General features: G+C 59.7%; 12 protein-coding genes. All 12 read right to left on the bottom strand.

The genetic code is table 11. From position 1 onward, the window contains the following. Positions 1–5: 5 nt before the first annotated feature. Complete coding sequence (locus ACWPW2_RS18415; protein WP_454124592.1) at positions 6–2,672, bottom strand: putative virulence factor; 2,667 nt, start codon at positions 2,670–2,672, stop codon at positions 6–8. Further along, positions 2,672–5,674 (bottom strand): virulence factor SrfB, encoded by a 3,003-nt coding sequence (locus ACWPW2_RS18420; protein ID WP_454124594.1) that lies wholly within the window; start codon positions 5,672–5,674, stop codon positions 2,672–2,674. The genes ACWPW2_RS18415 and ACWPW2_RS18420 overlap by 1 nt, the downstream gene beginning before the upstream one ends. Further along, on the bottom strand, positions 5,675–7,072 hold the full coding sequence (locus tag ACWPW2_RS18425; protein WP_454125274.1) for an SrfA family protein: 1,398 nt from the start codon (positions 7,070–7,072) through the stop codon (positions 5,675–5,677). A gap of 234 nt (positions 7,073–7,306) precedes the next feature. Further along, positions 7,307–8,437: a VWA domain-containing protein gene (locus ACWPW2_RS18430; RefSeq protein WP_454124596.1), complete on the bottom strand. Its 1,131-nt coding sequence runs from the start codon at positions 8,435–8,437 to the stop codon at positions 7,307–7,309. Between the two features lie 339 nt (positions 8,438–8,776). Continuing rightward, the gene (locus tag ACWPW2_RS18435; RefSeq protein WP_454124598.1) at positions 8,777–9,562 is read right to left on the bottom strand and encodes a phosphotransferase family protein; all 786 of its coding nucleotides are present in this window, start codon (positions 9,560–9,562) and stop codon (positions 8,777–8,779) included. Between the two features lie 60 nt (positions 9,563–9,622). Further along, positions 9,623–11,827, bottom strand: a complete 2,205-nt coding sequence (locus ACWPW2_RS18440) for a glycosyl hydrolase 2 galactose-binding domain-containing protein (RefSeq protein WP_454124600.1) — start codon at positions 11,825–11,827, stop codon at positions 9,623–9,625. Then, positions 11,817–14,486: a response regulator gene (locus tag ACWPW2_RS18445; RefSeq protein ID WP_454124602.1), complete on the bottom strand. Its 2,670-nt coding sequence runs from the start codon at positions 14,484–14,486 to the stop codon at positions 11,817–11,819. Before ACWPW2_RS18445 ends, ACWPW2_RS18440 begins: the two co-directional genes overlap by 11 nt. Next, complete coding sequence (locus tag ACWPW2_RS18450) at positions 14,483–14,920, bottom strand: globin family protein (RefSeq protein WP_124967340.1); 438 nt, start codon at positions 14,918–14,920, stop codon at positions 14,483–14,485. The genes ACWPW2_RS18445 and ACWPW2_RS18450 overlap by 4 nt, the downstream gene beginning before the upstream one ends. Then, positions 14,917–16,311, bottom strand: a complete 1,395-nt coding sequence (locus ACWPW2_RS18455; RefSeq protein WP_454124604.1) for a DUF3131 domain-containing protein — start codon at positions 16,309–16,311, stop codon at positions 14,917–14,919. The genes ACWPW2_RS18450 and ACWPW2_RS18455 overlap by 4 nt, the downstream gene beginning before the upstream one ends. Next, complete coding sequence (locus ACWPW2_RS18460) at positions 16,296–17,840, bottom strand: DUF3131 domain-containing protein (protein WP_124967342.1); 1,545 nt, start codon at positions 17,838–17,840, stop codon at positions 16,296–16,298. The genes ACWPW2_RS18455 and ACWPW2_RS18460 overlap by 16 nt, the downstream gene beginning before the upstream one ends. Next, positions 17,837–19,168, bottom strand: a complete 1,332-nt coding sequence (locus ACWPW2_RS18465; protein WP_454124606.1) for a DUF3131 domain-containing protein — start codon at positions 19,166–19,168, stop codon at positions 17,837–17,839. Before ACWPW2_RS18465 ends, ACWPW2_RS18460 begins: the two co-directional genes overlap by 4 nt. Then, positions 19,165–20,979: a glycosyltransferase family 2 protein gene (locus ACWPW2_RS18470; protein ID WP_076769162.1), complete on the bottom strand. Its 1,815-nt coding sequence runs from the start codon at positions 20,977–20,979 to the stop codon at positions 19,165–19,167. Before ACWPW2_RS18470 ends, ACWPW2_RS18465 begins: the two co-directional genes overlap by 4 nt. Positions 20,980–21,150: the final 171 nt, after the last annotated feature.

The raw sequence follows: 21,150 nt of genomic DNA on the forward strand, positions 1-21,150 counted from the left end.
TGCTATTACTCCTGTGAAGTCTGAATCTGACGGATGATGGCGCCCAGTTTTTCGTTCTGCGCCACGCTGATCTCCCGTCCGGCCGAATGGCCTGCGTTCTCGGTGATCAGCGACTCCAGCCCCACCAGCCAGTCGATAATGAACATGGCGGTGTAGTTCAGTTGTTGCGGCGTTAAACGCGCCAGCCGCTCGTCGTCTTTCCACACCACGCTGTCGCACTGGGAGGGGCGGGTGAAAATGTGCTGATCCGGCATATTGAGGCGTGTCTGGCGTTTCGCTGCGGGCATCTCGAGGTACCCAAGCCAGGTAATAAAATCGCCCATCACATGCAGGATGCGCGACACCTGGCGGTCTACCATCTGCTCCAGCAGCACGCCGGCCTGCTCGGTATTGGTCATCGCCTCAACGAGCTTCTCTTCGATGCGCAGACGGAGCAGGGCGGTAATCAGTTCATCGGCCAGCGCGTCGATAATCGGGCGCGGTAAATTGATGTAGTTGAGCAGCGCCGGGCTCTCCGACAAGCCGCGCAGATGGTTGATCCAGTGCTGCACGCTCTGGTGTGCGAAGGCAATTTCGTGGCTATAGGTCGTTGCCGCAGGTGCTTCTGCCCCAAAGGCAGCGCCGACACCGATATCGAAAATATCCAGCTCTTCAGGCGTCTCTTCCTGCACCGGCAGTGTAGTTTGTTGCAGATAGAGCGCCTGCAAATCGCGGCGCGTCGGCACCAGGCGCAGCAACAGCTCGCCGTGCATACCGCTGCGTTTTTTCAGCACATCCAGAATGTCGCGGGCAATCTGCGCCTTTTTCGCCGCATCCTCTTCGCCGTCTGGCTGATACCAGTTGCCTAACCCGCCCTCGATCAGCTCATCGCGGATCTCCTGCAACTGTTCAGCGATGCGCTCAAGCTTCACTTCCGGACGCGCAACGGTTGAGAGGTAATCAGCCATGCGGCGCATTCCGCCGTCGTTAAGCTTGAGCATGGCGTCCCAGGCTTCGTCCGGCGAGGCGATATAGCGATTCACTGCTTCATCTTCGAGGAAGGTTTTGCGCATCAGCTGTAACTGCGGCAGGTTCTCTTCGCTAAACGCCGCTTCGTTACCGTCGCTAATACGAATAAACGGCGTCTGCTGGCGCGGCTTGCGCACCAGGAAGGTGTTGTTAAACGCCTGGCCGCGCTGCCACTCCTGCATCCATTTGTACTGACCGAAGCGCTCGGTCATCGCCATTTTGATCATCCCGCCCAGCCCCCAGGACTGTCGCAGGATTGCCTCCTCCTGCGACAGCCCCTGGCTGATGCGCAGATCGAACATGGTGAGTGCCCAAATTAGCCCTGGCAGACGGCGGCCGCGCGCCTCGGCGTCGGCGCCCTGAGTGTAGCGGATCCACTCATCGAGTACGCCGCCCACCTCTTTGACATCCGACTGCTTGGTCGAGGCTGTACAGACCACCAGGACGTTCATCTCCTGGTTTTCGGTATAGCGCTCAAAGAGATAAGCGACTTTGCCACGTAAAATCAGCTGAGCCAGCGGGTTGCTCTCTTCGCTATTAACCGCGCGGCGAATGTCATCCATCGACTCAACGCCGAGGCGTCCGCGATAACCGGGGAAATCGAGCAGATCGACGGTCTCAAACAGCGGCTCGCGGGTCGAGGCGACCAGCGGGATATGCAGCTCAACGGTTAATGCCGTTAATTCTGCCAGCGACAGAGTGACGGGCGCAGCGGCCTGGCCTTCCACCACCGGGCAGACCTCAATGCGGATATCGGTCTCTTTGTTCAGCCGCTCCAGCATGTCGACGTTCATAATGCTGTCGCGCTGCACCAGCAGGCCATTCTCTTCGCTGACCAGCGTGCTTAACGGTGCCCACACTTCCTGCGCGCCGCCCAGCCGATGCAGGGTTTGCGCGAAACGGATATAGGCTTCGGTCAGCTCTGCCACCTCGCCCCATAACACGGAGAAGAGCTGACCGCGATCCTCCGGCGTCAGCCACGGCGCCAGCGTAATCGCCTGCGGCCAGTAGTGCAGCGCTAAGCGGCTCTGACTTTTCTCCGCATGACGGCTCAGGTAATCCCACAGCGAGACGACATCATCTTCACTGATGCCCGCCACGCGGGTTGGGCGACGGCGTTTGGCCAGCGAGTTCAACAGATCGCTGATGCGCCCTTCGTCATACTGCCAGTCAAATTTTTCCTGATTAAAATCATGGATAAAGGCGTTAGCGAGAATTTTGCCCATCTCGATTTCGCTGAACAGTTGCAGCGTCACCGGCCAGCGCTCGTCGCCGCCAACCTGACGGCGGCTAAAGCGCGTCACCAGCCCGGTTGCCTCTTTGCCGCCGCCCGGCGGGTTGATGTGGGTCAGAAAATCGAGCTGCTTACCGCCGAGGCGGGTCTCCAGCTTGCCGTTTTCACCCGCCGCCAGTGCGGAAATCAGGTAGGATTTGCCCGCCTGCGACAGGCCAAAGAAGCCGATGGTCATCGGTTTTGCTGCTGCCAGCGCCAGACGGCGCGCCTTGTTACGGCTGCGGCGGAGGTTAATCGTCAGACGGTCGGCTTCGGTATTAAGACGCGGCGCATCCTGGCGCACCGCGTTGATCCACTCAATCGCTTCACCGGCACCGCGTTCAACGCCCTGCCAGCCCTGGATAATTTGCTTCGAATTGATGCTGTTCATTAGCTCTTAATGCTCCCGCTATCCAGCCAGTACTGGCTTTCGCCCATGCCATTGCCAACCATCGTGTTTAACTGGAAGGTCACGTCCTTGCGGCTGTAGTTTCGTCTGGCGTTCTCCATCTCCAGCGACTCAATACGGAAACGCTCCGGGCTGACCGCCTCTTCGCCGTTTCGCGCGCGGCCCTGTTCCGCCATCAGCTCAATACGCATCACCGCATCGCCGGCGAGTTCGCTGGCAAGGTTCGGATTGTTGATTTTCAGGGTATAGAGCGACGAGGCCGGCCAGCGCTCGTTATCCAGCTGGCGGAAACCGATACGTACTTCGCCGCGCGCCTCAAATGGCTGGCCCTGCGGAAGCTGGAAGTCAGCGGCATCGAGGTCAATATCGCTGTAAAAGACGTTGCTGTCTTTGATGACGTTGTTGCCATCCAGCATGCCGAGATAGCGGATCGTCGAGTAGGCGGTAAAGTTTGCCGCGCGGAAATAGAAGTTGTTGAGACGCGACTTCTCCGCCAGCAGGCAGAGCATCGCGCCGACCACCGCGGTGGATTTCGGATCGTCAATGCACCCTTTTTTGTTGAAGGGATACCAGCCGCCGGTTTCATACCCGTGCAGCGGCAGAACCCGCGTCGGCGGCACCGGCTGGAGCTGGCGAATCAGCGCCTGGATGCCCGGCAGGCGCGACGGACGGCCCGTTAACAGCAGCACATCGCAGTTGTAGTGCCAGAGCACTTCACATAGCGCGCGCAGGCTGTGGCAGATGTTCATCCGGCCGCTGCGCGGATCGATAAACTCATTGTGCAGACGGGCGAGATCGACCTCTAACGGCACATCAAGCAGCGAGAAGGGCGCTTCGCTCGGCAACTGGCCTGTGCGCACCACGTCGTTAACGTAATCCTGCACTTTGGCGGTAGGCGTATTGTCGGCCAGCAGTTCGCGGAAGGTGTAGTTAAGAATTTCGCGGCCATTCTCCGGCTTGTACTCTTCATAGCGATGAAGAATGGCCAGCGCCAGTGGTGAGAAGATTTGCAGCGTCAGCTGCTGGCGCAGCACCTGCTTGCCCGCTTCGATCGCTTCGCTGCCGAACAGCTGCGACATCATTGACTCTGCCGCGATATCGCTGTGGCCGACCTTCATCATCGCCGCTTTTACCGCTGGCTGGAGATAGAGACGGATGACATCCAGCAGAATGTCGTCGCCCGCCACTTTAAAGCCTTCCCGGAAGAGCTGTTTCGGTGTAATACGCACGTTAATGCCTTTACCGTCATCCAGCGTATAGCGAGTGATCACCAGATCGGTAGTGCCGCCGCCAATGTCAATGGAGGCGATCTTCAGGCTGCGCTGCTCCCCTTCTGCCAGCTGATTATCGGGGCGACGGGTGGCGGCGAAAAACTCATCGGTGCGGCCACCGAAATTGGTCTGCGTTTCGTTATAGAGATAGACCAGCTGTCCGCAGGTCGCTTCATCCCACTTTACATGAACGCCGGGGTGCGGATGCTTCGCATTGCCGCTCTCTTCGCCGTCGTAATCCATCTCTTCCCACTCCAGCGATTTCCACACCAGGCGGATGGCATCATGCATGCACGCTTCAAAGATGGCGCGCTCTGGTTTCGGCATCGCCGGCGGCACGGTCAGGATCACGTTGCGTAAACGGCGCGGATCGCTGGCGTGGCTCATCTTCAGGCGCTGCGCTGGGCTGTTGATCTGCATTAACGCCTGGCTCAGCACTTCTGAGAGCATCATGGTCATCAATGAACTGCGGCTGTAAACCGGCGAGAAGACCGGCATCCGCTCATCTTCATTGAGGCGAATCAACAGCTTGCCATGATCGTTGAGCATATAAAGCAGCGGGGCGGCGGTCGCCAGCGGTTCACGATCCGATTTCACAAACGCCTGGCTGAATCGCCAGCCCGGCGAGTAGGGCTGATCGTCCCACAGATAGCGTTTCGGGCTGGAGAGGCCGGTAGAGCCTTCGGTGCCTAAACGCTGCGCCGCCATGCGGAATGCCTCACCGCCGACGCGGCCGATGGTCGGCCAGGTAAAGGCATCGCTGCGTCCGCTCTTCAGCGAGAAGTCCTGTTTGCCGAACTCCGCCTGCGCGAACTCCAGACGGCTCTCAAACGGCTCGTTATAGACAAACTGCGGCTGGCTCAGATCGCGCAGTTGCAGCTGATAGAGCTGCGAGAGGCCTTTGTTATCCGCTGCATGCTCCTCAATCAGCACGCCGCAGCTGCGTGAGTTGCCAATATCCAGCACCAGATCGACGGGGATCGCGGTATCGCGAATTTTCACGTCATTGATCTGTACTTCTGGAATGGTGATGATCTTTTTCAGCACCTCGAGCAGGTTAAGGAAGTGCGCTTGATGCTCTTTCAGCCCCAGTTTCTCGTCGGTGTCTTCAACATGCTGACGCAGCACAGCGTGTGCCTGCCTGGTATAGATATCGTTCAGCCACCCCTCAACCCACGGAAGAGTCAGGAAGTCGCCCATCTGGTGCGGTAAGCAGGCCAGCGCAAAACCGGCCCCGGAACGGACATCATCTTCGCCGGGTGCCAGGTATTGTGTATGTTCGCGGTCGGGAAAGATTTTGGTATCGAAAATCAGCGTTGCACGCCAGGTGTTGCCTTTCTCGTCCGGCTCCGGCAGTTGATGAAACTGCACGCGCGACCAGTTAGTCGGCCCGTGAGAAAAGCCGCCCGGCGGGTTGAAGCGAAAGAAGGGCAGCGGCAACCAGATCCCTGCATAAAGGCTCAGGGAATCTTCAATTGCCAGCGCATACTCCGGTTCGGCGTTGCGCGGCGTTTCGCCGTCTGGCGTCGGGACCTGAAACTTGTCGTCACGCTCGTTGTAGATAAGGCGCAGCACTGCACCTTCGCCCTGCTGGCGCAGAAATTCGCCGTAGGCTTTACGCGCGGGTAGGGAGAAAGCGAAGTCGAGGAACTGAATCCCGCTGTCACGGATAAGTTTGACCTGTTTTTTAAAATCAGTGAGCTCAGCCAGCATTTAGTTACTTGCCTCCTGCTTCATCGAAAGGGGGAAAAGGGTACTGGTGCCGTAGCTGCCTTTACAGTCGGCAACGCTCTTAGCACCGGGCGCACAGACGATCTCCGGCATCTGGTAAACCGAGCCATCGGTACATTGCGCTTCACCCTGGTTATTAATGGCCAGCTTGCCGGCCTGGATGGCGGCATTGACCGCACCGCGGCAGGAGACGCCATCGCCGCGCACCATCTGCACTTCACCTTTGCCATCTTTAATCTGGTAGTTGAGGCTCAGCGGCTTGCCGGTACGCTGATCCTGGATGCCTGCGCCTGCGCGCCATTGGCCATTAAGAAAATCGGTACGCCCCTGCGCCAGCGCTTCCGGCGGCAGGCTTAACGGGTTTTTCACCTCCACCGGCGCGGTAGCGTTGCCCGCAGTAGCGTTGGGTTCCGCCAGCGCCGGGTCGTTCACCTGCACCTCTGGCGTCACGGGCTCAACGCCAGCTTGCGCAGGCTCGCTGCCTGTTTCAGGCGCGACCGGCACGGCAGGATCGTTAAGGGCGGCGGCGTTTTCCGGGGCAGCTGTGGCACGCTCTTCATCACTCAACGGGACGATGCCCGTCGTGCTGCCGCTCACCACTGGCGCAGTAACGCCTTCGGTGGTGCCAACAACACGTTCAGAGGAGGTGACGGGCAGGGTGGCGCCATTCTCCGCAACCGGAAGGTGCGCATCAGGCAGTGCTGATTTCTCAACGCTAAAGCCAGGAATGGTTACGCCGGGTACGCAGCCGCGCAGCAGCCACAGCAGCAGAAGCGCTAACAGCAGCAGCGGTAGCAGCCAGCATAACCACGCGGGCAGGATCCACCATCCGCGACGTTTCGGCGGCGTCACCAGCGGTTCGTTGACCGGCGGCGCGCTGTGCAGCGGGGCTGCGGGCGTAACGGGTTTCGGCGGACGTAAGCAGTCCAGCGGATCGATCCGTGCCTGATGGCGGGCGTTGACGAATCCCCAGAAGCTGATCACCGGCTTGCCGTTGACCAGCCAGACATGCTCGGGATCGGGAAATTGCAGGGTTTTTTCCAGCAGCTTACCAAACAGCTGCTGCTCCGGCTGGTTGCTCTGGGCGAAGTCCTGGCTGAGCTGGCGCAACGTGGCCTGCGTGGTTTCCAGCTGCGCTAAGGCGCTTTGACGTTCGCTCTCCGTGGCCGCTGACCAGGGAATGACGTCGCCGGAAAAAGGGGCATACCAGTCGACCCGTTCGCCGTGTTCACTGATTTGCGGAATGGCGAGCACATCTGCCGCCGCGCTCTGTTTGCGCAGGCGAAGGGTTTCGCGCAACTGCAGCGCAGAAATATGGACAGCCTGCCCGTTTTCGCCCATCGACTGATATTTATTGAGCTTGTCACTGCACAGAAACATCTCTTTCACGTTGGCAGGTCCTGTGTTTTCTAAAAGGTAAAAATGAGCAGAATTAACCCTAAATACGCTGTTTCAGACAGGGTTAAATTGCTCATCTCAGCATGGGAAAATGCGAAAACGGTAAAGCGTTATCGGCGTTAAGCGCATTTTATTTAGCACTAAGGGAAATTTTACGCGGCAATGAATTACGCGAAAAAAAATACCAGCGTGCCTAATAGTTTCTCTCTGTGAATATCATTCGCAGCCCTCAGGAATATATTCTTGCATCGCCTTTTTCATGATCTGCTTAAATTCCCGGGTATTGTTGACGGCAAAAACTTTGCCGCCGGTGCTGCTGGCAATACAATTTCCTGCTCCGGTGCTCATAATATCGACGACATTCACCTGCAGGCGCGGTTTACTCTTTTTCAGCTCGCGGGCAACCTGGCAGGGATCGCCGCCGCAGGTTTCATCTCCGTCGGAAACCAGCAAAATAATCGCATCGCGGTTAACCCCATCCACTTTTTTGCCCGCCAGTGCTAAGGCTTCGGCGAGAGGCGTTTTACCGACCGGTTGAATACCTTCAATCCGCTTTTTCAGCGCCGATCGCTGGGCAAACGGGAAGCTGGGCGACAGGGAGACCTGACGGCAGTTTTCCGCCGCCACCAGGCTGATGTTCATATCGCGCGGGATAGTGTCAATAATGCCTTTGGCCGCGTTTCGCGCCAGCGAGATACGGCGCGGTTCACGTTCGATATTCTCGACATATTTCCCCTGGTTCCAGCTGATCAACTCATCCTGCGTGGCATCCATGGTGATAGCCATCGAACCGGAGGCGTCCATAATTACCACCATTTCAGGGGCTTGCTGTTGGGTTCGCTGCGCCGGGCAGACCGCTTTGGTGGGTTTTACCGGCGCGTGCGGGGCGGGTGTCGTTTCAGGTTTCACCGGCTCGCCGGGCGTTACAGCTGGTGGCACGGGCGTGACGGGTGCTGCTGTTTCGTGCAGTGGCGAACAGCGTGACAGCAGCAACAGAATCAGGGCGATAAGCAGAGCCAGAAGTAAAAGCCACGGCCACCAGCGACGGCTTGAGACGGCAGCGGCAGTGGTGGCGACAGCAGCGGCGCGGGGCGCGCCCTCTGCAGGTGGGACGATGACCGGATGGCCGTCGATCACCCACACCTGCTCAGGTGCAGGAGAGTGGGTGGCCGCCTGTAGCAGGTGCATCACCGCTTCTGGTTCGCTCCCGCTTTGCGCCAGCTTCTGATGCAGTGCCCGAACGCTGTCGAGACGCTGTTCCAGCACGGCGCGGGCGCGGCTCTGCTCGGTTTCACTCAATTCGAGTAAGCGGCGCGGCTGACCATTAATTTCGCTATACCACTCCACGGCACCATCATCGGCGAGAAGCGGGCGGGCATATAAATTTTGGATAGAGGCGGGTAAATAGGTTTCGAGGAGCGTACGAAAAGGCGAAAATGACGCGGCATAATCGGTTAATTCAACTGAAGGTTTAACGATCCTTGTTATTCTTATCATTTATATCATTACGCTATCAGTTATTCATACGTGACTATCCCATTTCACTGAAAGGGTAATGAGTATAATCTTAAATACAACCTACCAGAAATAAGGAGTAAACAATTGCGTCGGGAGAAACGTATGATATTTTACCGCTATTAGATTTTTAATATCCTGATAATCCCGCAGTCAATCTTCATTACTGGCTCAAATCACTTTTCCCACTTCCCGCAGCCAGTCGGGCAAATAACAGCGATACCAGTGCTGAAAACGCGGAAAATCCGCTTTCTGTCGCTGGTGAAGGAGCGTGATTACTTCGCTGACAATCCACGCTTTCGCTAAGGCAATATCGCGTGCGAGATCGTTTTCTGACCGCGGATTAAAGCGGCAGTAACGCGCCGCGAGGCGTTGATACTCTTCAGGCGTGCCCATGCCCTTTATCAGCGGCGCTAAATCAATCGCCGGGTGACCGATGCTGAAGCGCTCCCAGTCAAACAGCACAAACTCACCGTTCTTGCGCTGCCCCCAGTTGCCGGCGTTACTGTCGCCGGAAATCAGGCCCGCTTCGGCAAACAGCCTGTCGCTGTCGCGCTGGCAGCGGCGCAGCGCTCTGGCGGCCTCTTCCGGTAAGGCGAGCAGGTGCAGGCTCAGCTCCAGCTGTTCGTCGGGCCAGCGATGGGTGTGGTAGTGCCAGTTGCTATCCGGCGCAAAGCGGTGTAAGCGCGCCAGCATCGACACGATGGCGTCGTTCGCGACATTTTGCTGGCTAACAGGGTAGGGAATCGCTTCAAGGGTGAGGGCGCGCGTACTGGCATCGGCTGCCAGCAGGGCTGGGGTAAGGATTTTCGCGCGGTTTAGCTCAGGCGCAACCTGGTGGTAGAAGGCGTACTCGACCTCGCTGACCGGTGCTTTCTCAATCACGATTATTCCGGCGGTGTTCACTCGTTTCACCACCCGGGCGGCGCCCATTTGCGCCAGATTCTCTGCTGTCATCGATGCTCCAGGGTAAGGACATTGCGATAACAGGCAGAGTAAAGGTTACAACCGCACCTGTCACGGTGCGGCGTTTTCACCCGCCGTCACCGCTTCCACGCGCGCGTTTTTACCCACTACCTTGCCCTGCTGGTCTTCGATCCAGTAGGCGATCCTGGCTTCACCGGGCGCGGTAGGTGTTACCGAAACCTCTTTCACCATCTGGCCGGAATCTGCTTCAAGGGTCAGCGGCAGCTCACCGCTCTCCAGGCTGCTGTCGTTTTGCGTGATGCGCCACTTCAGCGTGCACTTTTCGCAGGCCGACCAGCTGTCGTTAATTGCCCACAGTCGCAGGATATTCGCTCTGTTAGTCTGCCAGTTTGCCGTGACCGGCTCGATGGAGGGCAGCAGCGGTTGATAGGCGGTTTGCAACGCGTAATAGCCCGCTTTCGGCTGACGCAGATAGTCAACGACGCCCCAGTTGATCGACGGCCAGGTCTCGACAAACATAAAGTGGAACAGGGCGGTAACCGGTTGATAACGCTGGCGGCGATAGCTCTCTGCCGCCATTGCTACCAGCTCCGCCTGGTAACGCTGGGTATTGTCGATGGTCTGCTGAATATTCTCGCCGCGCGGCACTTTGGCAAAGCCAAAGGTCTGGAACGGCTGGAAGTTGTGATATTTCCAGCGATCCCAGCCGGGATCTTTCGCATCGGTACTTTTCGGCCACATCTCGCTGGCGGGAATAATGGTTTTGAGGGTCGAGAGGCGCGGCAGTGCCTGCGCGCCAAACTCGGTGATGATGCCGGTTTTCGCCGGAGCCAGCACATCGCGCAGGGTGCCGAAATACCACCCCTGCCAGTAGTGCTCCTCCACGGCGGAGAAGCGGTGCACAATGCGCGAAGTATCCTCAGCCAGCGCATCCGCCACCTTCTGCGTCAGCTCGCGGTTAAGATCTTTATTCCAGTCCTTGAAACGCTTTTCCATCCACGGCGAGTTCCACGGCGGCTCGTTGTGTCCACCCCAGGCAACAATCGCCGGTGAGTTGCCGAACTGCGCCACCATCTCCCGCGTCTGGCGGGCGGCGTTATCCGCAAACTCGCTGCTGTTGTTATAGCCCCACTGCAACGGCACATCCTGCCAGATCATCAGCCCCATCTCATCGGCGACGTCATACAGCGCGCGCCCGGCGACATGACCATGCACGCGTATCGCATTGGCGTTCATCCCCGTTACCAGCTCGAAATCCTGGCGATACTTGGCGCGCGTCATGGTGCCGAGCCACGGCGAACCGATATAGTTACTGCCCTTCACAAACAGGCGCTTATCGTTGATGCGCCAGCCTTTGTTATCCGGCGCTTCCTCCATTTTGCGCAGGCCGGTGCGCGTGACGGCGGTATCCATCACCCCTTGCCGATCGATCAGCGAGGCACGAACGCGGTAGAGGTTGGGTTTACCGTGACCCACCGGCCACCAGAGCCTGGCGGCTTCCATCGGCAGCGTCACCGTCAGCACCTTGCTGTCGCCTGTCTCTAGCGTGACCGGGAATTCCTGGCGGTAGTCACGACCATAAAAATTATCCGGCTTCGCCGCCAGGCGCAGCGTCACCGGCCCGGCCTGTTTCGCCCGGTAGCGGATCTCGGCGCGCAGCATTGGCTTCGCCAGCCCCTCCTGCCACAGCGGGCGCAGGATAATCTCATCGATTGCCGCCCCGCGGCTAAGGTGCAGCCGGACCGGTGCCCAGATGCCGCCGGAGTTGGCATCCTGCCCCTGCGCCGACCAGGCACCGCCAGGGCGGGTGTCATGCTGATTCAGCACGCCTTTGACCATCGTTTTATGCAGCGGCCAGATAGTTTTTGGATCTTCAAACGGGCTATCGACGCGCACCGCCAGCTGGTTATGGCGGCGTAGCGCCTGGCTGATATCGACCGGGAAGCGCTGATAGTAGCCCTCATGGTGCGCCAGCCGCTGGCCGTTCAGCGTCACGTCGGCAAGGTAGTCGACGCCGTCAAACACCAGCGTTGCCAGCGTATCGGCAGACTGCTCAGGCAGGGTAAAGCTGTGCCGGTACCAGAGCGCGCCCTGGTGATCCAGCCCGTCGCTGTACCAGTTGGCGGGCACACGCAGGGTGCGCCAGTCGGCGCTGGAGGCGCTGACGCCATCGAAAGCGGGATCGTTAGCATCGTGCACGCGCCACTCTCCGGCAAGGGACCAGGTGACGGGCAGCGCGGTGGCAAAAGCCTGGGTTGAGAGTAAGAACGACAGCAGCAGCGCGTTACGCATCATGGTTTGCCTCCCGGCGTTGCAGCCACGCCTCAACGCGCACAAACTCCTCGCGAAGCGTCGTGTGCAGGTTATCCAGTGCCTGCTGATCGAGGCTGATGGCCTGGCTCTCAAGCTGTTGCAGCAGCTGGCTCAGACGGGTGAAATCGAGGGCGATCGCCTCGCCGCGCAGTTTATGCGCCGCGCGCCGCAGGCCGTCGCGATCGTTGGTGTGAATGGCATCGGCAATCCTGGCCTGCATTGTCCCGACGCTTTCGCTAAACAGGGCCAGCAGCTCGTTAACCAGTTCAGCATCGTCGGCACACTGCGTCAGCAGGGCGCGCTGCGTGGGCAACCCTTCATCGTCACGTTGCGTGATGCGGGTCAGCTCATCGTGCAGCGCCTGCTGGCTTACCGGCTTTGCGATATAGCCATCAAACCCCATTGCCAGACAGCGCTCTTTATCGCCCTGCATGGCGTGCGCGGTCATGGCGATCACCGGCTGGTGGCTGAGCGCATGCATCCGTTCCTCTTCCCGCAGCAGGCGGATCGCCGTTTCGCCATCCATGCCGGGCATTTGCAGATCCATCAGGATCAGATCCCAGCCCCCTTCATGCCAGCGATCGAGCGCCGCACGCCCGTCATCCACCACCTCGGCATGATGGCCGAGACGCTCCAGCAGACGCAGCGCCAGTTTCTGGTTCACCAGATTATCTTCCGCCAACAGAATCCGCAGCGCGCTGGCTGCCACTTGCGGCGCGACAGGCTGTTTGACGGCAACCGGATCCGGCAGGCGACCCGGTGCCAGCACGCTGGCGATCGCCTGGTTCAACTCGCCTTGCGCCACCGGTTTATGCAGGTAGTGGGCGATGCCGATGCGTTTAAGCATGCGTGCATCGAAGTGGCGGTTCATCGAGCTGAGCATAATGATGCGGCTCTGGCTCGCCTGCGGCAGCACCGAAAGCTCCAGCGCCAGCGAGATGCCATCCATCTCCGGCATCTGTGCATCAAGCAGGATCAGCGGAAAGGGTTCGCTCTCTGCCGTCAGGCGCAGTGCCTGGTGAGCGTTATCGACGCAGTGCGGCACCAGCCCCATCTGCGTCAGCATCGTCTCCAGCAGGCGCAGGTTGGTGCTGTTATCATCCACCACCAGCACCCGCTCGCCGCTAAAACGCGTCATCTGCATTGCCGCCAGCGCGGCAGGCTGGCTTACCAGCGTTAAGCTGAACGCGAATTCGCTGCCCACGTCAGGTTCACTGGTTACTGCCAGTTCGCCGCCCATCATCTTCACCAGCCGCGCGGAGATGGTCAGCCCCAGCCCGGTGCCGCCATAGCGGCGGGTGGTAGAGCTATCTGCCTGGCTGAAGGCTTCAAAGATCGCCTGCTGCTTTTCGGCGGGAATGCCGATGCCGCTGTCGCGCACCGCAAACCGCCAGCTACCAGACTCCTCGCCCGGCGAGATGGCGAGCACTACTTCACCCTGATGGGTAAATTTCAGCGCGTTGCCGAGCAGATTGGTGAGGATCTGCCGCAGCCGGGGGCCATCGATGGAGACGACCTCCGGCACGGCGGGATCGATATCGACCAACAGTTCAATGCCTTTTTCACTGGCGGCGGGCATATGCGGGCGGATCAGCGCCTGGATAAAGGGGCGGATCTCCAGCGGCTCCTCATCGAGGATAATTTTGCCCGCCTCGATTTTCGAAAAGTCGAGGATGTCATTGATGATATGCAGCAGTGACTGCGCCGAACTCATCACCAGCGAGAGGTACTCGCGCTGCTCGCTGCTGAGCTGCGTGTCGAGACAGAGTTGCGTCATGCCGAGGATACCGTTCATCGGCGTGCGAATTTCATGGCTCATATTCGCCAGAAACGCGCTCTTCGCCTCGTTGGCGTCGCGTGCCACCTTCGCCGCCTCAATCGCCAGTAGCTCCGCCTCTTTACGGCGGGTGATATCCTGCAACGTACCGATCACCCGCTCCGCATCGCCCTGCATGGTCAGCGTTACCACCTGGCCGGAGAGCAGCATCCAGCGCCACTCCTCGCTCTGATGGCGAACGCGGATTTCACACTCAAACACCGGAACGTGGTGGCGAGTTGAGCCCTGCATCGCCTGGCGCAGGCGGGCGCGATCCTCTTCATGTACCAGACTGAGCAGAAAGCGCGCCGGATGGTGCCACTGGCTGCGCGGAAGGCCGATCATCGTCAGCAGCGTATCGTTGACCTGCAAATTGTCGGCCGAGATCTGCCAGTCCCAGATACCAATATGAATAGAGTCGGCGGTGAGCAGGAAATCATCGTGCAACTGCTGGCGCGAGCGCTGGGCTTCATCCAACTGCGTGATGTCGCTGTGCAGGCTGACGATGCTGCCATCCGCCAGGCGCTGGTGCTGAACAAACAGGCGGCGCTGCCCGGCCTGGCGCACTTCGCGGTGGCTATCCTGGCGGCAGTTGCGAATGATCGCCTCGCGCAGCGTCTGGCGGCGGCTCGGGTCGGTGTTATAGGCCGCGTCGATAAATTTCTCTGCCAGGCTTTGCAGCGTCGCGCCAGGTTTTAGCCCGCCGGCCAGCGCCGGGTAAAACGCCTCTACCTGCGCATTCCACGCCAGCAGCCGCTCGTGGCGATCGTAGATCAGCACCGCCGCGGGCAGGGCGTTGAGGTCAAAATGGCAGGCTGTTGTCATGACGCCTCCCCGGCCTGGTAGTGCAGTTCCGCCTGGCGGCGCAGGTACTCCAGCCCCGGCGCAATCGCCATCGCCCACGCGGTCAGCGTCTCTTCATCGCACTGCGGGTCGCGCTGGCGCACGGTGATTAACATCGCTTCACGCCAGAGGGCAAAAAAGCGCGGCGGCAAGCGCAGGCCGTCGGTGTTCTGTTCGCGCGCCAGCCGCTCCAGAAAATCGGGTACAAACAGCGCGCCGTCGACCGCCAGCATGGCAAAGAAGCTCTTATAAACCAGCTGTTGCCCCTCTTCACTCCCGAAGCGGGCGAAGTGCTGCTCCGTCTCCGGCGACATGTGCATAAAGGTGGTGTAGAAGGCGTTAAAGAAGGCGCGCTTCTCATCATCGGGGAAGACGCGGCTCAGACTCGCTTCAAAGAGATCGCGGTAGAATTTCATGGCGCGGCCCTCGGGGTGCGTTCACCCGGCAGGCAGAGGCCGGGTTTGTTAAATTCATCTGTCGTGCGGCGCACGAAATAGCTCTCATCGTCTATTAAACCGTCGCGAAAGAGCGGCCCGCCGTTGGCTTTGTAGAGCAGCGCCTCCAGCACCATCGCATTGGTGGAGAGCGTCACCATTTTGTTGATATCGCCCGTCGCTTCGACGCGCCCTTCAAACCAGCCGCGTTCGGGGTCGTTAAGATGCTCCGTCACTGCCATCAGAGCGTTGGTGTAGGCGGTGTCCCACAACACCCACAGGGCAAACACCGCTTTAGTCGTTACCTGCGACAGCCGCGGGTAATATTTGCCGTCATCGCCGAGGGTGTTCCACGCATAGCCATTTCCCCAGACGCTGTCCTCCACGTGCCACGGTGCCTGCGCGAGGGTGAAGTCGGCGCGGGCGGTGAGGGTCTTCTCTTTTTCCCAGCGCGTTTTCTGCGTCAGCCAGACGCCCTGCGCCCGATCGCGCAGCAGGGTTTGCACCTCGTCGCTCAATCCCGGCGGCTGCCAGCCAAACTCCAGCCCCGGCAGCATCGCGGGTACTGTCGAGAGGATCGACGGCTGCCAGGTGGTGCGCGGATCGCGGGCATCCACCGGCAGGCTGCGCTGGTAGATGATGACGTTTTTCGACGGCGGCGTGAGCGCTTTCCCGGCCGGGAAACCCCACAGGCGGAAGGCGCTGGCGGCATATTCGCTCTCGCCGAGGCGCAGCTCTTCGCGCACCACCGGCTTGCCGTTTTGCAGCGAGGCGGACCACAGCTCGCCTTCGCCATCCATCACCGGGCAGAAGTTCCAGCGCAGGATCACTTTGTCGAGATACTCGCGGTACTGCGGCGCGCGTTCGGCGGTCAGGCGCAGCGCCAGCATCAGCCGCGCCATATCTTTCGCCGACCAGCCGCTTTTCACCGGCTTGCCGCTAAAATCGACGATGGTCGCCGTCTGGCTGGAGTAGAGCCTGCCCGGCGTGCGGGCATCGGTAAGCATCAGCCGGTTAAGGGTGCCGAGCAGGCGGGTAAGGCGCGCGTCAAACTCCTTATCGTCAACCAGATCGAGATCTTTTGCCGCCAGCAGGGCGATAAGCGTGTCGCCCATCTGCCACAGCGTAACGCGCGGCTGCTTGTCGCTGCCGTTGACCAGCCCGGTTTGCGGCTGGGTGTTATTAACGAAGTAGCGCCAGGCGATGGTGGCCCACTCGCGCTCCTGCGGCGTCAGGCTGCTGACGCGCGCGGTGGTGTTCCACGCCCCTTTCGTCAGCCAGCGCCAGCCTGCGCCGCCCTCGCTAAATAGCGCAAAGGCGGCGGCGAGCAGCAGCAGAAGGATCGCCAGCCAGCGAACTACGGTTTTAGACATTGCGCAGTCACCGGCGGCAGCTTCACAGGCTCATCCGCATTACAGGAGGCGCACTGGCACGCCTGGCACGCAGGTTTCGTGCGCTGGGTGGTGCCGGTCTGCTGACACCAGTTTTTCACCGACGGCGTGCTTTCAAGGAACGGTCGGTTACGGCGGGCGTTGTTCTCCTCAAACAGATCGACCAGCTTCTTCTCCCACAGCGACGGGGCGAAGTTGCGGTTTTTCGGGTTATCGGTGTTGAATTGCAGCAGTTTGCCCTCTTTTTTGAACAGCAGCGCCTCGAGCATGATGCCGTTGTTGTTGGCGGTGAACTCTTTGATCGGGCCGTCGCCATTCTCATACAGCCCTTCGTAATACCCTTTGCCCTCTTCGTTGGCGTTCTCAATCGCGCTCATCAGGCGATCGGTGTAGGGGGAATCCCACAGCACCCACATGCCGAGCGCCGCTTTCAGGGAGACGGCGGCGGCGCTGGGCATAAACTGCCCTTTATCGGTGATGGTGTTCCAGTCATAGCCATCGGTGTAGACCGTGTCGTAGACGAAGTAGGGGGCTTTATCGAGCTGGTGCTCGGAGCGTGCGGTGAGCACGCCGGTAATGGTGTAGCGGTTCTCCTGCGCCTGGTAGACGCGGTCGGCAAAGTTTTTCATCCACGGATGGGAGTAGTTGCGCGGGCTGTTGTTGCGATCGTTCGGGTTATCAAAGCCGAACTCAAGGCCGTAGAGCAGATAGGATTCAGTCACCACATAGTTGTGCTGCGAGGTGGCACGCGGATCGCGCGTGTCGTAGGGCACCAGCACGCAGTAAATTTCCGCCAGTTCATAGGGCTGCGGTCGGCTCGCCTGGCAGGTGTTGAAGCCCCAGAGCTGGAAACCGGCGGCGCCATACTCCTCATACCCGAGGCGCCCCTCCTGCACATACTTCGGCTGACCATTTTCGAGGTAAGCACCGTAGAGCGTGCCGCACGGGTCAACAGCATGGCTAAAATCCCAGCCCAGCACGATGTTATCGATACTGTTGCCATACTCCGGGTAGCGCTCTTTGATCACCTTCAGCCAGATCAACATGCGGCCGATATCAAGCGCCGAGAAGCCAATCTCGCCCGGTTTGTTGGTGTAGTTCACCTTCTGTGCGGTGAGGGTGTTATAGGCTTTGTTGGGCAGTTCGTTGCGAAACAGATCCAGCTTGTTGATGGTGGCGAGGATCTTCAGCATCCGCCGGTCAAACTCCGCTTTGTCGATAATCCCCAGTTCGCGCGCCGCCGTTAGCGCAGCGAGATAGGAGGCGCTGTCCCACATGGTGGTGGAGGGGTATTTATTTACCGCGTTAACCAGCCCGGTGGTGGGCTGGTAGTTGGCGACAAAATATTGCCAGGCGTTTCTCGCCATTGTCATCTCTTGCGCCGTCAGCTTGCCGCTGCGCGGCGCGTAGTCCGATGCAGGGAGATCGCCGGCGCGCGCCTGGCTCAGCGTCATCCAGAGCGCCATTAGCCCTGCCAACAGGGGAAAAAAGAGAAGTGCTTTCAGCTTCATGGCGTAGCTCCTGCTGACGAAGGGGAACGGGGCGCGGGATTAAAACAGGCCAGGCACAGCATCTGGCCGTGGGCGATATAGGCCAGGCTCTCCAGCACGATGGCATTGGTGTCGGCATCAATCACACTGTTCACGCTGTTATTAAGGTTATGCCCGCGCTGCCACCCTTTGCCCGGCACTTGCAGCACCTGCGCTTGCTGGCGCAGGGCCTCGCTCCAGCTGTTGCGAAACAGGGCATACCAGGCGAAGGCCGAGCGGGTGGAGGTGATCGCCGTCAGCTCCGGCGGCGCATCGCGCAGCGCCTCGTTGTCGACAGGCTGGCGGTTGGGCAGGTCATTGATAAAGTCCGGCGCGGGTTCGGCATAGTCGGTACTGATGGGTGGTTTACGCACCCGCAGGCTGTGGCGGCGCTGCTGGATCTGCATGATGCGAAAGGCGATTTCGGCGCTCTGCGCATCAAAGCCCAACTCAAGGCCAGTTAACAGATAGGGGAGGCTAATCAGCGAAGGCTGGCGTCCCCACGGCGTGCGCAACCCCTCATCGGGCACCATAATGCCGTCGATATCGATCATCTGCTGCCCTTCCGGCGGGTTGGTGACCGCCAGCCCGGCGGCGCTGTCGATCAGCCGCAGCGTATGGCTGGCATAGAGGCGATAGCCAAAACTGTTGCGCGGCTCATCGGTGGCCAGCGCCCAGTGATGCAGCGGCGCGGCGGCCTGCGTTGCGCCGCTGGTGGCGATAAGCGCACCCACCTGCCAGCGGTTAAAGAGATCGCGCACCGCCCCGGCGTGCTGCGGCGATCGCCAGAGCAGGGTTTGCAGCGCCACCAGCAGGCGACCCATACCGATGGCGGAGCTCTCCGGCTTGCCGAGAATTTTTAGCGTATCGGAGTGATAGTAGGCCGCCGGCACGCCCTGCGGCGTAAGCGGCAGCCCGCCAAGGGTTGCCAGCGCATTGCTGATGCGCGCATCGCTCTCTGCTTCGCTGAGGATGTGCAACTGCTGCGCGGCGATCACCGCCAGCAGATAACTTCCCGCGCTCCATAAGCTGAACCACGCCTGCCCATCCTGCGCATTCGGCAGCCCATTGGGTTGCGTATTGTTGACGTAATATTGCCAGGCCACGCGCGCCCAGATTGCCTCCTCAAAGGTGAGCGCGCGCGAGGTGGGCAGCGGCGGGAAATCTTTGCTCAGCGCCATGCCGCCGCTGCTCTCAACGCGGGTCGGCATCTGTTTTTCCACCCACACCACGATGGCGAAGCCGAGCAGAAAACCGAGCAGGATAGTGATGTAACTGCGTGCGGAAAGCAGTGCGTCGCGCGTTCTCATGTTCGCGCCTCCTCTTCGTCCGGCGTCCAGATGGCGGCGAGGATCAGCGGCAACATCGCGGCGATGTTGACGGCGCCCCAAAAGATATTGATGACGTAGCCGGAAGGGTCATCCACCTGGCCGCGCGCCACCTGAATGCCGCCCCAAATAAGCCCGGTCAGGGTGAGCAACACGATGGCGATTTGCGGCTTCACCAGGTAGAGAAAGCGCCCGGTCTGGCGCTCCTTCGGCGTAACGTGAAACTTGATCTGCTCGCCGCGCAGCACCGTATTCAGCGCCCGCAGGTTCATCGAGAAGAAGGAGAGGTAGGACGCGCGCCCATCCCAGGCGGAAATACCCCATGTGCCAAACATAAATGCCAGCTCCGAGAGGATAAAAAAGGGCAGGAAGTGGAGATAAAAGGGCGTCGACCAGGCCGACACCGGCGGAATGCCGGTGAAGAGGTAGATAATCGGCGAAATCAGGAAAATGGCGTTCCAGACGCAGGCCATATAGGACCAGAAGGTGGTGGCGTACATCAGGGTTTGCGGCAGCGAGAGCTTAAAGCGGCGGCGGCTGAAGATATTGTCGTGGAACAGAATATCGAGCGATCCGGCGGCATACTTAAAGCGCTGGATCATCCACGTCAGCATATCCTGCGGCGATAACATTTTTGATTCGATACGCGGATGCATCACCGAGCGCCAGTTTCGCGCCGCATCGCCATGCAGCAGGATCGAAGTGTAGATATCTTCCGAGACGTGAAATTTATAGGGCGTCAGTTCGGTATCGAAAGCGACATGGGGGCGCATCGCCTCCTGGAGCGCCTCGCGGGTGGCGGGATCGCGGATATCGCGCGTATGGCGGTCAATCTCCTCTTCCACCGTCCAGACATAGCTGCGCAGCGCTGCCTGCATCACCGCTTCGCGCCGGTGCACCGATGCCGCACCGCAGCAGAAGGCGGCGTTGGCCCAGTTACGGCGGCGCAGGATCACATCGTAAAACATGCGCGGATCGTTAAAAAAGGGGTCGCGGCCCATCGTCACCGGGCCGACGATTTTCTGCGCCAGCCAGCCGAAGGCGTAGCCCACTTTGCCGGTTTTTCGCTCCAGCCAGCGCGAGAGGTTCTCCCCGGCGGGCAGGTCGTAAAACCACTGCGGCGTCTGCACCCACGCCACATCCGGATTGCGGAAGTAGCCGAGGGTATGGGCGAGCAGGGTCGGGAAGACGCGGGTGTCGGCATCGCAAATTACCAGAAAATCGCCGTCGGTCTGCTCGAGACCGTTACGCAGGTTACCCGCTTTGTAGCCAATGTTGGTCTGCCGGGTAATGTAATTCACCCCCTCTTCGTCGCAGACGGCTTTCATCTCCGGGCGTCGTCCGTCATCCAGCACATGCACGCGGTAATCGAGGGGAAAGGGGTACGCCATTTTCATCGCATCGCGGATCGAGAGCCTGACCAGCTCAACATCTTCGGAGTAGGTGGCGATAAAGAGATCCACTTTCACCGGGCGCGGTTCGACCGCTTCGTCAGCGCCCAGGCAGTCGTTAATCTCCTGCGGCGGCGGCGCTTGCGGCGGATCCTCCTCTTTCCACAGGTTGATGGTAAATAACACCGTGCCGATCCACGCCAGCGTTTCTGCTAATACCAGCGGAATGGCATACCACAAGGCATCCATATTCAGCGACGCCGTCCAGCGCCAGTAGATATAATTCGCACCCAGAATCAGCGCCGCAACCGCTAATATCTGCCAGGTAATCATCGCCCAGCGCGGCGTTTTCAGCGGCTCGGGCGGTTTGCGATCTTCAAATCGGGAAAAGTAGAAGCCCATAGCGGTTGTTATCTTTATTCCGTGATAATAAGAAATCAGATAATACCCAGGCGAACCTGTTTCGCGGCCTGGCGTAATAACTTCCCGGTAAAACAAAAAGTAATGTAAGTGTAGATGGCTGATTAAAAGTTTCCAGCAAAGCGCAGCGCGGAATAATTCGTTGCAGTTAAT

This window comes from Kosakonia sp. Marseille-Q7440, from assembly GCF_965119485.1.

Excerpts from the sequence above, each read along its gene's own strand:
- ACWPW2_RS18415 (WP_454124592.1), bottom strand. The coding sequence starts at position 2,672 with ATGAACAGCATCAATTCGAAGCAAATTATCCAGGGCTGGCAGGGCGTT.
- ACWPW2_RS18420 (WP_454124594.1), bottom strand. The coding sequence starts at position 5,674 with ATGCTGGCTGAGCTCACTGATTTTAAAAAACAGGTCAAACTTATCCGT.
- ACWPW2_RS18425 (WP_454125274.1), bottom strand. The coding sequence starts at position 7,072 with ATGTTTCTGTGCAGTGACAAGCTCAATAAATATCAGTCGATGGGCGAA.
- ACWPW2_RS18435 (WP_454124598.1), bottom strand. The coding sequence starts at position 9,562 with ATGACAGCAGAGAATCTGGCGCAAATGGGCGCCGCCCGGGTGGTGAAA.
- ACWPW2_RS18440 (WP_454124600.1), bottom strand. The coding sequence starts at position 11,827 with ATGATGCGTAACGCGCTGCTGCTGTCGTTCTTACTCTCAACCCAGGCT.
- ACWPW2_RS18445 (WP_454124602.1), bottom strand. The coding sequence starts at position 14,486 with ATGACAACAGCCTGCCATTTTGACCTCAACGCCCTGCCCGCGGCGGTG.
- ACWPW2_RS18450 (WP_124967340.1), bottom strand. The coding sequence starts at position 14,920 with ATGAAATTCTACCGCGATCTCTTTGAAGCGAGTCTGAGCCGCGTCTTC.
- ACWPW2_RS18455 (WP_454124604.1), bottom strand. The coding sequence starts at position 16,311 with ATGTCTAAAACCGTAGTTCGCTGGCTGGCGATCCTTCTGCTGCTGCTC.
- ACWPW2_RS18460 (WP_124967342.1), bottom strand. The coding sequence starts at position 17,840 with ATGAAGCTGAAAGCACTTCTCTTTTTTCCCCTGTTGGCAGGGCTAATG.
- ACWPW2_RS18465 (WP_454124606.1), bottom strand. The coding sequence starts at position 19,168 with ATGAGAACGCGCGACGCACTGCTTTCCGCACGCAGTTACATCACTATC.
- ACWPW2_RS18470 (WP_076769162.1), bottom strand. The coding sequence starts at position 20,979 with ATGGGCTTCTACTTTTCCCGATTTGAAGATCGCAAACCGCCCGAGCCG.